Raw genomic sequence first — 13,440 nt, forward strand, 5'->3', positions numbered from 1 at the left:
CCAAATGTAACCTATATGGTAAAAAACCACACTTTCAGCCTTTGCGCCATTTCACTAACATGGTGCCACAGGTCAAGCCACTTGGCGTTTCCCTCGCATACGAATTATGCAACAAGGCACTACACCACGGCATCGCGCGCCACGACATCGCGCGCCGCGCGGCGCGCCGCATGCCGGGGCACGCCGCCGTAGAAGGATAATTCAATGGGGGAAATGCCAGGCACCGTGGCGCCGCAGACCGGCGCACAACCGCGCGTCTATCTGGTGATCGTCGATGAAACCCCCGAATCTGCGCATGCGCTGCGCTTTGCTGCGCGCCGCGCGCTGCGCACGGGGGCCCAGGTGCACATGCTGGTGCTGGTCCCGCGCGGGGATTTTCTGGCGTTCGGATCGGTTCAGGCCACTATCGAGGAAGAGGCGCGCGACCGGGCAGAAATGCTGGCGAGCGTGGCGGCGGGCAGCCTGGCCAGCGAATCCGGGCTGGTGCCGACCATTGTCGTGAAATCGGGCGACGGTGCCGATGTGGTGCGGGCCTATCTGCGCGACCATGATGAAGTGTCGGCGCTGGTGATAGGCGCGGCGGCCGGATCATCCCCGGGCCCGCTCGCCACCTACTTTGCCGCCACCGCCGGCACGCTACCCTGCGTGCTGATGATCGTGCCTGGCGGCACTGATGCCGCACGGATCGACGCGGTCAGTTGATCTGCACTCTTCAGCGCTTGCGCCCCTGGTGGCGGATGTTGCCCGGGCGGCCGCGTTTTCCGGCCAGATGCGCGCCGACGCGCTTGCCTGGCCCGGCGTTTTCGCCGCGCTGCGCCAGATGTTGCCCCCGCCGTTCGATCGCGCTGGCCCCGGCATGCAGGTCAACGGGTTCGAATTTCATCGCCCCGGTCAGCGGGTTGGCCTCGGCCAGCCGCAGTTTCAGGATCATGCCGATCGCAAACTGTTCGCCGCTCTGCTCACCAATCAGTCGCTGCATTTTTTCGTCATAGCCAAACCGTTCGGCACCCAGCGTCGATACCGGCACCAGCCCGTCACCCCCCAGCCCGATGATAGTGGCGAACAGGCCGAATTTCTGCACGCCCGTGATGCGGGTTTCAAACACTTCGCCCACGCGCACTGACAACCAGGCCGCAACATAGCGATCGATGGTATCGCGTTCGGCCTCCATCGCGCGGCGCTCGGTCTTGCTGATCGCGTCGCTGATCCGCGCCAGATCGGCCCGGTCACGGTCGGCCAGGCCAGACGTCGGCGGCAGATCAGCCTCCACCGGCGGGCGCGGCTGTTCCAGCGCATAGGCATCGACCAGCGCGCGATGCACCAGCAGGTCGGAATAGCGCCGGATGGGCGAGGTGAAGTGGGCATAACTGCCCAGTGCCAGCCCGAAATGCCCGGCATTGCGCGGCCCGTAATAGGCCTGGGTCTGGCTGCGCAGCACCGCCTCCATCACCAAGAGCTTTTCCGCCTCATCCGTCACGTCTTTCAGGATGCGGTTAAATAGCGATGGCGTAACCACCTGCCCCAGTGCCAGTTTTCGGCCAAACGTAGCGAGGTAATCCTTGAGCGCGATCAGCTTTTCGCGGCTGGGCGCTTCGTGGATACGATAGACCACCGGGGCCACTTTGGCCTCCAGCGCCTTGGCCGCGGCGACATTGGCGGCGATCATGAAATCTTCGACCACGCGGTGCGAATCGAGCCGTTCGCGCACCGCGATTTCGGCAATCCGCCCCGCTTCATCCAGCACCACGCGCCGTTCCGGCAGCTCCAGCGCCAGCGGATCGCGCGCCGACCGCGCCGCATCCAGCAATTTCCACGCGCCCCACAAATGCGCCAGATGCGGCGCGGCGGTGCCACCATCGATGCGCGCCTGCGCATCCTCATAGGCGATGACTTCGGCAATCTGCACCCGCGCACGGGTAAACCGCCAGGCGGTCACCTGCCCGCGCGCATCGATCGTCAGGTGGCAGGCCATTGCCGCGCGCGCCTCACCCACTTTCAACGAGCAGACATCCGCGCTCAGCACATGCGGCAGCATCGGCACCACGCGGTCGGGGAAATAGACCGAATTGCCGCGCTTGCGCGCTTCACGATCGACCGCGCCGCCGGGACGCACGTAAAAACTGACATCGGCGATGGCGACCACCGCGCGATAGCCGCCGGCGCCGTCGGGTTCGGCCCAGATCGCATCGTCGTGATCGCGCGCATCGCTGGGGTCGATCGCCACGATCGGCAGATGCGTCAGGTCTTCGCGCGTGTCGGCGTCGACGGGCAACGTGGCCGCGCGCTGCGCCTCATCCAGCGCCTCCTGAGCAAAGGCCACCGGGATGCCGTGTTTGTGGATGGCGATCAGGCTGAATGATCGCGGCGCCAGCGGATCGCCCAGCACGGCGGTGACCCGGACGCCTGCGCGCGGGGAGCGTCCGGCCGGTTCGGCCATGACCAATTGCCCGGCGACCGCGCCGCCCAGATCCGAAATCGGCACCGAATGGCGCACGCGTTTGTCCACCGGCGCCAGCCAGCCTTTGCCAGTACCGTCGAGCTCGACCACGCCCAGCACTTGTTCGTCCATCGCCGGCAGAACCTTGATCGGCATGGCGATCCAGCCCGCATCGGTTTCCTCATTGCTGGCCAGCACGCGGTCGCCCACGCGCAGCGCTGGCACCGCTCTGGTGCCAGGGCGCCCGCCGGCCTTGCGCGGTTCCATCACGCGCAGCCGCGGCGGCGCGCCGCCATCATCGGGCTGCCAGTTATCGGGCACCGCGACCGGTTCGCCTTCGTCGATTTCGATCACGCGCAGCACGGTGACGCGCGGGATCCCGCCCATGCGGTGAAACGCTGTGCGGTTGCCATCGATCAGCCCTTCTTCGGCCATGTCTTTCAACAGGGCCTTCAGCGCGATCTTTTCGGTGCCTTTCAGCCCGAACGCCTTGGCAATCTCGCGCTTGCCGGCGGGTTCTTCGCTGGTGGCGATGAAATCAAGCACCTGCTGGCGCGACGGCAAGCCCTGGGGCAATCTGGCGGGGGGTGGGATGCGGGTCATTGGTTCTGGCCATGCTCGCCCTGACGCCGGTTTGCAACCGCGACGGCGGGCATTGTCCGATCCTTCACCCCGTTGTGCCGGATGATCCCACCGCCGATCACATCGGTTTGGCGACCTTGATGTCCCATCCGGCGCGGATCGGCCGGTTGGCGGCGCCGGTCCCATCGGCCTGGTCGCACGGCACGATCAGCGCGCCATCGGCCGCGGCTTCACCGCGCCGGTTGATCGTGACGTGACCGGTTTTGGCCCCGGCGCCAAACGCGGACAGCGGCGTGGTGATCAGGAATTTCAGCAGTTTGTCATCGCCAGACACCCGGCATGCCGGCACGGCGCGTGCCTCACGCTTTTGCACGGCGGGCAGCAACAGGCCCGACGGCGCGACGCAACTTTGCGCGGCAGCCCGGTGGTTGGTGCCCCCGGTACCCTTGGTGTTGATCGCGTGGGCGGTTACCGTCGGGGCGACCCCAGACCCATCGATGGTAAAATCGGCGCTGACGCCCGACGCGTCGATACCGCCTGCGGCATCGCTGCCTGCGTCAACGCCAGCGCGTTTCACATGGGGTCCGCCACCAGCACCGGCATGGACGTCGATCTGGACGGACAACACCGGTTCGCCCGCTTGCGGGGAAACCGAACAGGCGGACACTCCCCAATCGTTGGTCATGACGTATGGCTTGTGCATCCGTTCTGCCATCGGCGCCATCTCTTGCGCGCTGGCCTGTGCCGCAACTGCCGAAATCATCGCCGCCACTATCGCGCTGCGCATAACGACTCTCCCATCAACCGGGTGGTGATCCCCCGGCATTGCGCGCGGTTTGACACAGATCGCTAATCGCCACCAGCCGCGCCAATGAAACCGTTTGGTCCGATTGCGTTTGAAAACCAACTGCGCCGGGACAATCAGGGGTTGGCGAATCCCCCGCCCGGCAGTGCAGAGGCGATCGGGCTGGCGCTGCCGTCGGCGGCGATTGCGCTGACGCCGAAAAACCAGTCATCGCCGCGCACACCATCCAGCAGCGCGGTGGTGGCAGATGTGGTCAGCATCTTTTCCTCCCACCCCGGCGCATCGGTGCGACGGCGCCATATGGCATAGCTGGTGGCGCCGGGAACCGCTTTCCAGCCCAGCGTGGTAAAGGTCTTGACCGCGCCATTGACATCGCCGGTCGGCGGCACCGGCGCAGCGGCCAGCGCGGCCAGCGCACGCACGTTCAGCCGGGTGACTTTGGCCAGATAGGCAAAATCCATGCGGTCGGGCGTGTCGCCATAGACATGACCGCCTTCGACACGCGGGGTTTGATGCTGCGCCTCGTAATTTTCGACCGCGACGGTGATGCGGATGGCGGGATAGCCGGCCTCTTCAAACGGCAGATGGTCACCGCCACGGCCCATGCGATCGGCGCGCCAGACCTGCCGCACGGCAAACCCCGGTTCACCAAGGCCGGCAATAAACCGCGACAGATTGCGCGAAGGGCTGTCGTTTTCGCCGCCGATCAACCGCTGCGCCTGGGTCAGCGCGGCATCGGCATTGGCGCGCGGGCCTTCGGAAAACACGCGCACGTGCGCATCATCGACCGTGCCATCAGACCCGCGGGAATTGCCGACAATGTCATTGTTGAGCACGGCTTTCACCGTCCAGTGCTGCGCACGGGCATAATCGGCCAACAGCTTTCCGCCATACAGCCCCTGTTCCTCCCCCGACAGCACGGCATAGACAATCGTGCCGGGAAAATGGCTGTGGCACAGCACGTTTGCGGATTCGAGCACCAGCGAGGTGCCCGATGCATCATCGTTGGCGCCCGGCGCATCGCCCACCGGGTCCATGAAATCGCCACGAATGCTGTCGATATGGCCCTGCACGATCACCACTTCGTCGGGGCGTTCGGCGCCACGCTGGATCGCCACCACATCAACCAGCCGGGTCGGATTGGGCGCGCGTTTGCCGGTGATCATGGTTTCGGGCTTTACGATCTGCACCGCATCACCACAGGCGGCGCGAAATTCGCCCTCTGCCCAGGTGCGCGCCGCGCCGATCCCGCGCACCGGATCGGTCTGCGATGACAGCGTGTGGCGCGTGCCAAAGGCTGCCAAGCGCATGACCCGCGCCTTCAACCGTGCCTCTGACACAGCATCGGCAGGGGCGGCAACAACGGGGGTGGCGACCAGCGCCGCGGCGATAAAGGCGATTGTTTTCATCGCGCCAGACTAGCGCCCCGCCCGCCCAGGGCAAGGCGCCACAGCAGGCAATCAATAGGCGCGCGCAACAAAAATGGTTTCGACCGCCGGTTCGCCGGTGAACAGGCAGGTTCCGCCGGGCACGGGCGCATCCAGCGGGGTGTTGCGGATGGTCAGTTTCAGCGCCTTCAACTGTTCCACCACGGCATCCAGCGCGGCCCCGGTCGGGCGCGACCAGCCCAGTTCCACCCAGCCCGGCGCCAGATTCGACTGTTCGCGTTCGTCGGCAAAATAGGCGTTCAGCCCGGCCATATCGGTAATACCGCGCTTGATCCGCGCATCGCGATAGCCGGTTGCCTGTTCATGCAACACGCGACCATAGGCCTCGATCTCTGCCACGGCCACCGCCAGAAACGCATCGCGCGGCATGCCGGTAAAATCGACCTTGCCATCGGCGCGCCACAGCCGATCGCGCCGCAGCACCGAAACCGCCGCGCCCTCTGCATCGCGGCCACCAATTTCCAGCACCAGCGGCACGCCCTTTTTGACCCAGGCCCACCGCTTCGCCGTGGCCTTGCCCGGCCGTTTGTCCAACAGCACGCGCACGCGTTCGCCATAGACGGTCTGCGCGGCCAGCGCGGCGCGAATGCCTTCGCAATAGGCCAGTAGCGCGTCATCACCATCGTTGTCGCGCAACATCGGCAGGATCACCACCTGTTGTGGGGCGATCTGCGGCGGGGTGCGCAGGCCATCGTCATCGCCGTGGGTCATGATCACCCCGCCGATCAGCCGTGTCGAAACGCCCCAGCTGGTGGTGTGGCACAGCGCCTGTTGCCCGGCCTTGTCCTGATAACGGATGCCTGCGCTTTGCGAAAAGGTCGTGCCCAGATAGTGCGAGGTGCCGGCCTGCAGCGCCTTGCCATCTTGCATCATCGCCTCGATCGAATAGGTCGCGACGGCGCCCGGAAACCGTTCGTTTTCCGATTTTGGCCCGGCCACCACCGGCATGGCCAGCACGTCTTCGGCAAAGCTGCGGTACATTTCCAGCGCGCGCAGTGTTTCGACCCTGGCGTCGGCCTCATCGGCGTGGGCGGTATGCCCTTCCTGCCACAGGAATTCGCTGGTGCGCAAAAACATCCGCGTGCGCATTTCCCAGCGCACCACATTGGCCCACTGGTTGGTCAGCATCGGCAGATCGCGCCACGACTGAATCCACCGCGCCATCGCCGCGCCGATCACCGTTTCCGATGTCGGGCGCACCACCAGCGGTTCTTCCAGCTTTGCCTCTGGATCGGGGATCAGCCCGCCCGCGCCATCGGCGATCAGGCGGTGGTGCGTGACAACCGCCATTTCCTTGGCAAAGCCATCAACATGTTCCGCCTCTTTGGCAAAGAACGACAGCGGGATGAACAACGGGAAATAGCAATTGTCGACGCCGGCGGCCTTGATCCGTTCGTCCATCAGTTTCTGGATGCGTTCCCAGATGCCATAGCCCCAGGGTTTGATCACCATGCAGCCGCGCACGCCGGATTCCTCGGCCAGTTCGGCCTCGGCAATCACGGTCTGGTACCACTGGGCAAAGTCGTCGGCGCGCTTGACGGGCAGCGCATGCTTGATCGTGATCTGGTTCATGCGCCCCGGTTAAGGGCGCCAGCAGATTCGGGCAACACCTTGCGCACAACCAATTTGCGCCGCGCGCAAACCTGGCTGAACAGCCTGCCTACTTCACCAGCTTGTCGAGCTTCTTCTGCATTTCCTCAACCTGCTGGCGCAGCGTCGCCAGTTCGCCGGCTTCGTCGGCGGCGGGCTTTGCAGCCGCGGATGGCGTGCCCGGTGCACCCGGGACAAATGCCGATGCCGCCGCCTTGAAAATTTCCATGTTGCGCTGGGCCAGTTGCGCCAGCGGGTTGGCACCGATGCTGTCCTCGATCGCCTTGCGCAGCTTCACCTGGTTCTCGCGGAAATGGTCCATCGACGCTTCCAGATAGCCCGGCAGCAGTGCCTGCATCGAATTGCCGTACATCGAAATCAGCTGGCGCAGAAAATTGGTCGGCAACATCTGCCCGGCGCCCGCTTCTTCATCCATGATGATCTGGGTCAGGATGGTATGCGTCAGATCGGCCCCGGTTTTTGCATCAATTACCTGAAAATCAATATTTTCCTTAACCATCTGGGCCAGATGGTCGAGCGTGATGTAGCTGCTGGTGCGGGTGTTGTACAAACGCCGGTTGGCGTATTTCTTGATGATGACGGTTTCGCCATCCTTCGCCGTATGTGCCATCGCGCGCAACCCCGTTTATGATCTGGTTAGTCCCACCTTAGCAGCCGCAGTATGTGCAATGCAACAAGCGCGTCAATGCCCCGATGATCAGGTCACGATCCGGGCAAATCGGCGGTGCAACCCGGTCAGCAATTCGTATTGCGACAGCCCGCTGGCGGCGGCGGCGTGCGGCAGGTCATAATCAACCGTCAGCCAGTCGCCTTCGCGCACGTCCGGTGCCGCTGACAGATCGATCGCGCTCAGGTCCATCGACACCCTGCCCACCACCGGCAGCGGCGCAGCACCGGCGCGCAGCACACCACGGTTGGACCAGCAGCGCAAATAGCCATCGGCATAGCCCAGCGCGACCACCCCCAGCCGCATCGCATGCGGCGCAACAAATGTCGCGTTGTACCCCACCTGGTCGCCCGCATGCAGGTTGCGCACCTGCAACACCGCCGCTTCCGGGTGGGCGACCTGGCGCACCACACCGGCCAGTTCGCGCCGCGCCACACCGCCATACAGCGCGATGCCTGGCCGCGTCAGATCGGCATGATAATCCGGGCCCAGGGCAATTCCGGCGCTGTTGGCCAGGCTGTACCGGCGCGCCGGGATCATGGTTTGTGCCAATTTGAACTGCGCCAATTGCTGCGCGTTTTGTGCAACATCCTCATCCGCGCTGGCCAGGTGGCTGATCAACAGATCGATATCGAGCTGTGCCAGCAGCGGGTCGGCCAGATCGGCCATCGCCAGGCCCAGCCGGTTGATGCCGCTATCCACCATCACGTGGCACACCCCGCCACCACCGGCCAGCCAGCGCGCGACCTGTGGCAGCGAATTGAGCACCGGGCGCACGCCCGTGCTGCGAGCCCAGGCGACATCGGCATGATCGATCGGGCCGTGCAGCACCGCCACCGTTTCGGGCGGGACATGCGCAATCACCGCCGGCACCTCTGCCCAATGCGCCACAAACCAGTCGCGGCAGCCGGCACGCGCCAGCACCGGCACCACCTGCCCTGCGCCCAGCCCATAGCCATCGGCCTTTACCGCCGCGCCAGTGCGCGCGGTTGCGGCCATCTGGTCAAGCGCGCGCCAATTGTCGCCCAGCGCCTGCGCGTCAAGCCGCAGCCGCAGCGGCGCCGGCGGGGCCTCAGGATAGTCCGGTGCGATCATTGTGCAGCCGGCAACCGGGCATGGCGCAGGCCAACCGCGGCAATCGGCAGCGCCACCAGCACCACCACCCAGGTGTACCACAGTCCGGCATAGGGATTGCCGGTCTGCGCCACGATCAGGCTGGAAATAAACGGCAGGAATCCGCCGAAATAGCCGACCCCGATGTGATAAGGGATCGACATCGAGCTATAGCGTATGCGCGGCGGAAACATTTCGGCCAGGATCACCGCTTGCGGGCCATATGTCGCCGCCGACAGCGCCATGGTCAGCACCAGCCCCGCCACCACGCCGATCATGCCCCACAGCGACGGATGCACTTTGCCCAGATTGTAACCAACGCCCGCCAACGCCGATTCCAGCACGGCACGGCGCGCAGTCTTGTCGCCGGCATGCCACGCTGTCAGCGGCAAGGCGGTCGATCCCGCGCGCAGGGCCAGCACGGGCGCCAGTTCCACCCGATACCGCACGCCCGCCGCGGTCAGATCGCCCAGCAACCGCCCGCAGTCGGTTTTCTGCTCGGCCGCAAAGGCATCATACCGGCAATCAGCCCCGGCCACCACCACCGGCGCCCGCCGCGCCATATCGGCCAGCGCCGGATTGGCCGAGCTGCCGATCAGCCAGGCCGCCGGAAACAGCAGCAGCAACGCCGCCACATAGCCGCCAACAAACGGCACCGCGCGCCCGACCCGGTCGGCCACCCAGCCAAACGTGATGTTCAGCCCCATGCCAAACAGGCAGGCCACCCCGACCAGCACCTCTGCCGTGGTATCATCCACCCGCATACCGGTTTTCAGCAGCGACAATCCTGAAAACATGGCGGTGTACCAGATCACCGAACCACCGGCAGAAATGCCGAACAGCGCGACAAACAGCCGGCGTTTGTTGCCGGGATAAGTCAGGCTTTCCTTCAGCGGATTGGCGGCCAGTTCGCCTTCATCCTGCATCGCCTTGAACACCGGGCTTTCCGACAGTTTCAGCCGCATCCACAGCGACACCGCCAGCAGCCCCAGGCTAAGCAGGAACGGCACACGCCAGCCCCATTGCGCCCAGACCTCAATCGGCATCGTCGCCTTGCACAGCAGTACCACCACCAGGCTGAGCACAAAGCCGCCCATCACGCTGGCCTGGATGAAACTGGTATAGAACCCGCGCCGTTCGGGTGCGGCATGTTCGGCCACATAGACCACCGCGCCGCCATATTCACCACCCAGCGCCAGCCCCTGCAAAATGCGCAAACCAATCACCAGCGCCGGGGCAAACAGCCCGATTTGCGCCGCCGATGGCACCAGCCCGACCCCGGCCGTGGCAATGCCCATCAGCACCACGGTGATCAAAAAGGTGTATTTGCGCCCCAGCCGGTCACCCAGAAACCCGAACACCATCGCGCCGACCGGGCGAAAACCGAAACCCACCGCAAACACCAGCCAGAACAACAGCGTCGACAGCATCGCGTTGTCGGCCGGGAAAAAGGTTTTCGACAATATCGGCCCGAGCGTGCCGTAAATGAAAAAATCGTACCATTCGAACACGGTGCCGGCCGATGACGCGGCAATCACCAGCCGCATGTCGGCGGCGCTGGTGGCCGGCACCAGGCCCTGCGCGCTGTCATTCCCCATGCTTATTGCCCCACGTCTGCGTCACTCACCCCGCCAATGCCCCAAGCGCAGCATCCCATGCCAGCACAATCGCACCGTGGCGTGAAGGATGATCGCGAGCGGCGGCAATCACCGCAATGCCCGGCCAATCAGGCGTTGTGCCCTGCCCCGCCAGCCAGGCGCCGATTTGCGCTCTGCCATCTGCGATGGCGGCACGATCACGCCCGATGGCGGCACTGGCAAACACCTGCGCCGCGGCCTGCCCGATTGCGCAGGCATGGGTGCGCACGCCGATCGCGGTGATCTGCCCGGCGGCGTCGCAATCCAGCCCGATCGTCAGCGCGCTGCCGCACGTGCGCGATCGCGCCTCACCGCGCAGGGGCAGCGCATCATTCCATGGCCACGCGGCCAGACCGGTGGCTGCGGCAAGCACTGCCGAAGTGTAAAGCGCTGCCGCGCGGGGGGCCGTCATTCGGCGGGGTCCGACGGGGGCGGGCGGTGGCGGTGCGCGCGATGCGACGGACGCGGGGCCGGATCATCGCCAGTGGCGGCACTGTCGTCCACGGTGTCCCCAGCCCCGCGATGCGTGCCATGCAAGGCATCACTGCGCCGTTGGCCCACCATGGTCATCAGTTCATCGCTGGCAGCATTCAGAAACGGATAGGTCCGCCCATCTTTCAGCCAGGCCGGACGACCTTTGACGCCCCACACCATATCATAGGCAAACACCAGCAGCGCAAAGGCCAGCACCATGATCACAAAGCCCTTGATCGCGCCAAACCCGAAACCCAGCACGCGGTCGATCGGCCCCAGCAACGAACCCCGGCTGGCCTGGCCCATATTGCGCGCGAGCATCCGGGTAACAAACCAGGGCACCACCAGCAGGATGCCAAACGCCAGCACCCCTGCCCCGGTTTCATTGCCAATCGTCGGGGTCAACACAGCGGTCAGCGGGGCATGGCCGTAATGAACCGCCAGCAGCCGCAGGCACCAGCCCAGCAGCGACACCACTTCCTCGACAAAGCCGCGAAAGAAGCCGCCGATTGCGGCCAGCCCGACCACCAGGAATACGACATAGTCAAAGCCGCTCATGTTTTCCGGTCCAAGAGACTGCTTCGAAAGTCGCCGACAAGCGCGTTTGTGCTGCTCACCGCCCCGTACCCCTGGCCCACCCGCCCATTCAAGATAACCTGTGGGCGGATGGGCCGGGGGTGCGGGGCGGTGGGCGGCACTTTCAACAAAGACTCTAAGACCCGCCCATGATCCGGTCAACGAGATTTGGCAGCAGCGACAGCCCGGTATGGCGCGCGCCGCCCTCCGCCTCGATCCCGGCCGGGCCAAAGGTGCGGGCAAAACCCAGCTTGGCCGCTTCGCGCAGGCGGATCGCGGCATGCGCAACGGGGCGCACCTCACCCGCCAGCGAAACTTCGCCAAACCACACTGCCTCGGCCGGCAGCGGCCGGTCGGCCAGTGCCGATACCAGCGCGGCGGCCACCGCCAGATCGGCCGCCGGATCGGTCAGGCGATAGCCGCCCGCGACATTCAGATAGACCTCTGCCGATGAAAAGTTCAGCCCGCAGCGCGCCTCCAGCACCGCCAGCAGCATCGCCAGCCGCCCGCTGTCCCAGCCCACCACAGCGCGGCGCGGGGTGGCGCCACTGGCCAGCCGCACGGTCAACGCCTGAATTTCCACCAGCACCGGCCGCGTGCCCTCCAGCGCCGGGAACACCGCGCTGCCGGCCACCGGATCGGCCCGGCCCGACAGGAACAACAGCGACGGGTTGCCCACTTCCTCCAGCCCGGCACCGGCCATCGCAAACACGCCGATTTCATCAACCGCGCCATAGCGGTTCTTCAGCGCGCGCAGAATGCGGTACTGGTGGCTGCGCTCGCCTTCGAAACTCATCACAACGTCGACCATATGTTCCAGCACGCGCGGGCCGGCGATCGATCCATCCTTGGTCACATGGCCGACCAGCACCACCGCCGCGCCGCTGTCCTTGGCATAGCGGATCAGTTCAAACGCACAGGCGCGCACCTGGCTGACGGTGCCCGGCGCGCCCTCGATATTGTCCGAATGCATGGTCTGGATCGAATCGATCACCACCAGCGCGGGCGGCGGCATGCCGGCCAGCGTGGTCAGGATGTCACGCACCGATGTGGCGGAGGCGAGCAGCAACGGCGCCTTGCCCAGCCCCAGCCGACCCGCGCGCAACCGCACCTGGTCCGACGCCTCTTCACCGCTGATATAGACCGCGCTGGCACCAGCGGTGGCCATGTTGGCGGCCGCCTGCAACAACAGCGTCGATTTGCCGATGCCCGGATCACCCCCCATCAGCACCGCCGACCCGGCCACCAGCCCGCCACCCAGCGCACGGTCGAATTCCGCCAGGCCGGTCGCGCGCCGGGGCGGCAGTTCTACCGGATGGTCCAGCGGCATGAACCGCACTTTGCGCCCGCCGCCCGACAGATCGTGCCGCGCCGAAAACACGGTTTCGGGCGCCTCTTCGGTCAGCGTGTTCCATTCGGAACAATCGGGGCACTGGCCCTGCCAGCGGTTTGATACACTGCCGCAGGCCTGGCAGACATAGCGGCGCTTGGGTTTGACCATAACCGCTGCCTAACCCGAACATTTGGGGAACACAACACCCTGTTGCAGGGTGGGCAACCCGACAGCCTGACCACGCTTTCAGCCGGCATGTCACCAAAGGGCAACACTCACCGCACTTTCGTGTCCGCAAGCCAGACCAAAGCCACGCACATCATTGCCGCACCGCAACACAAAGCCGAACAGTAGGTCTGTAGCCTGCAAGCCATCCAGCGCAATCCGCGCAAATTGATCGAAGTCAATTTTCGTTAAAAATGATTTTGGCAAATCAGATCTGAAAATAAACCGCTACCATCGTCGAAACCTGCATTTTTTCGAACATAATCATATGATGGATGCATCAAAACATACTATTATCGGGATCACCCTGTTCAGATGAATTGAAATTGTATTCATGATTTCCATCACGCATCATCCCAATTCCCGGCATGCGCCCGGTCGGGGTCGGGGCAGAATGCCCGACATTCATGCATGGCATAGCCCCCTCATAATTTCTCATAATGCCTTGTCTCGATTGTCACCGCCCGGCATAACCCGCGGCAAGGACGGCCAGCGTAATCGCGCAGGCCCTTTCTTCCGCCCGGAGACGGTG

The 13,440-nt window shown here is 64.9% G+C and carries 11 protein-coding genes; 1 reads left to right on the plus strand and 10 read right to left on the minus strand.

All coding sequences use genetic code 11. From position 1 onward, the window contains the following. Positions 1–204 precede the first annotated feature (204 nt). On the plus strand, positions 205–702 hold the full coding sequence (locus tag ABWP89_RS14310; RefSeq protein WP_353230113.1) for a universal stress protein: 498 nt from the start codon (positions 205–207) through the stop codon (positions 700–702). 10 nt (positions 703–712) lie between these two features. Here ABWP89_RS14310 and ABWP89_RS14315 read toward each other — a convergent pair whose 3' ends face one another. The 10 genes from ABWP89_RS14315 to radA all read right to left on the minus strand — a co-directional run bounded on the left by ABWP89_RS14315 (position 713) and on the right by radA (position 12,851). Further along, complete coding sequence (locus ABWP89_RS14315; RefSeq protein ID WP_353230114.1) at positions 713–3,040, minus strand: ribonuclease R family protein; 2,328 nt, start codon at positions 3,038–3,040, stop codon at positions 713–715. A 97-nt stretch (positions 3,041–3,137) separates the two neighbouring features. After that, positions 3,138–3,806, minus strand: coding sequence for a hypothetical protein (locus ABWP89_RS14320; protein ID WP_353230115.1), 669 nt, complete (start codon positions 3,804–3,806; stop codon positions 3,138–3,140). 134 nt (positions 3,807–3,940) lie between these two features. Next, positions 3,941–5,233: a M28 family peptidase gene (locus ABWP89_RS14325; RefSeq protein WP_353230116.1), complete on the minus strand. Its 1,293-nt coding sequence runs from the start codon at positions 5,231–5,233 to the stop codon at positions 3,941–3,943. Positions 5,234–5,284: 51 nt separating this feature from the next. Then, the gene (locus tag ABWP89_RS14330) at positions 5,285–6,844 is read right to left on the minus strand and encodes an aminoacyl--tRNA ligase-related protein (RefSeq protein WP_353230117.1); all 1,560 of its coding nucleotides are present in this window, start codon (positions 6,842–6,844) and stop codon (positions 5,285–5,287) included. Between the two features lie 88 nt (positions 6,845–6,932). Continuing rightward, a complete protein-coding gene (gene phaR / locus ABWP89_RS14335) occupies positions 6,933–7,493 on the minus strand; it encodes a polyhydroxyalkanoate synthesis repressor PhaR (protein ID WP_353230119.1) in 561 nt (186 codons plus the stop codon). Positions 7,494–7,580: 87 nt separating this feature from the next. Further along, positions 7,581–8,645: an alanine racemase gene (locus ABWP89_RS14340; RefSeq protein WP_353230120.1), complete on the minus strand. Its 1,065-nt coding sequence runs from the start codon at positions 8,643–8,645 to the stop codon at positions 7,581–7,583. After that, positions 8,642–10,261 (minus strand): MFS transporter, encoded by a 1,620-nt coding sequence (locus tag ABWP89_RS14345; RefSeq protein WP_353230121.1) that lies wholly within the window; start codon positions 10,259–10,261, stop codon positions 8,642–8,644. Before ABWP89_RS14345 ends, ABWP89_RS14340 begins: the two co-directional genes overlap by 4 nt. A 25-nt stretch (positions 10,262–10,286) precedes the next feature. Then, on the minus strand, positions 10,287–10,712 hold the full coding sequence (locus tag ABWP89_RS14350; protein WP_353230122.1) for an iron-sulfur cluster assembly scaffold protein: 426 nt from the start codon (positions 10,710–10,712) through the stop codon (positions 10,287–10,289). After that, complete coding sequence (locus ABWP89_RS14355) at positions 10,709–11,332, minus strand: CvpA family protein (protein ID WP_353230124.1); 624 nt, start codon at positions 11,330–11,332, stop codon at positions 10,709–10,711. The genes ABWP89_RS14350 and ABWP89_RS14355 overlap by 4 nt, the downstream gene beginning before the upstream one ends. 154 nt (positions 11,333–11,486) lie before the next feature. Then, positions 11,487–12,851, minus strand: coding sequence for a DNA repair protein RadA (radA, locus tag ABWP89_RS14360; protein WP_353230125.1), 1,365 nt, complete (start codon positions 12,849–12,851; stop codon positions 11,487–11,489). Positions 12,852–13,440: the final 589 nt, after the last annotated feature.

The organism is Novosphingobium sp. (assembly GCF_040398825.1).
Lineage (GTDB): Bacteria > Pseudomonadota > Alphaproteobacteria > Sphingomonadales > Sphingomonadaceae > Novosphingobium.

Coding starts and splice junctions, on each gene's coding strand:
- ABWP89_RS14340 (WP_353230120.1), bottom strand. CDS start 8,645: ATGATCGCACCGGACTATCCTGAGGCCCCGCCGGCGCCGCTGCGGCTG.
- ABWP89_RS14310 (WP_353230113.1), top strand. CDS start 205: ATGGGGGAAATGCCAGGCACCGTGGCGCCGCAGACCGGCGCACAACCG.
- ABWP89_RS14320 (WP_353230115.1), bottom strand. CDS start 3,806: ATGCGCAGCGCGATAGTGGCGGCGATGATTTCGGCAGTTGCGGCACAG.
- ABWP89_RS14325 (WP_353230116.1), bottom strand. CDS start 5,233: ATGAAAACAATCGCCTTTATCGCCGCGGCGCTGGTCGCCACCCCCGTT.
- phaR (WP_353230119.1), bottom strand. CDS start 7,493: ATGGCACATACGGCGAAGGATGGCGAAACCGTCATCATCAAGAAATAC.
- ABWP89_RS14345 (WP_353230121.1), bottom strand. CDS start 10,261: ATGGGGAATGACAGCGCGCAGGGCCTGGTGCCGGCCACCAGCGCCGCC.
- radA (WP_353230125.1), bottom strand. CDS start 12,851: ATGGTCAAACCCAAGCGCCGCTATGTCTGCCAGGCCTGCGGCAGTGTA.
- ABWP89_RS14350 (WP_353230122.1), bottom strand. CDS start 10,712: ATGACGGCCCCCCGCGCGGCAGCGCTTTACACTTCGGCAGTGCTTGCC.
- ABWP89_RS14315 (WP_353230114.1), bottom strand. CDS start 3,040: ATGACCCGCATCCCACCCCCCGCCAGATTGCCCCAGGGCTTGCCGTCG.
- ABWP89_RS14355 (WP_353230124.1), bottom strand. CDS start 11,332: ATGAGCGGCTTTGACTATGTCGTATTCCTGGTGGTCGGGCTGGCCGCA.
- ABWP89_RS14330 (WP_353230117.1), bottom strand. CDS start 6,844: ATGAACCAGATCACGATCAAGCATGCGCTGCCCGTCAAGCGCGCCGAC.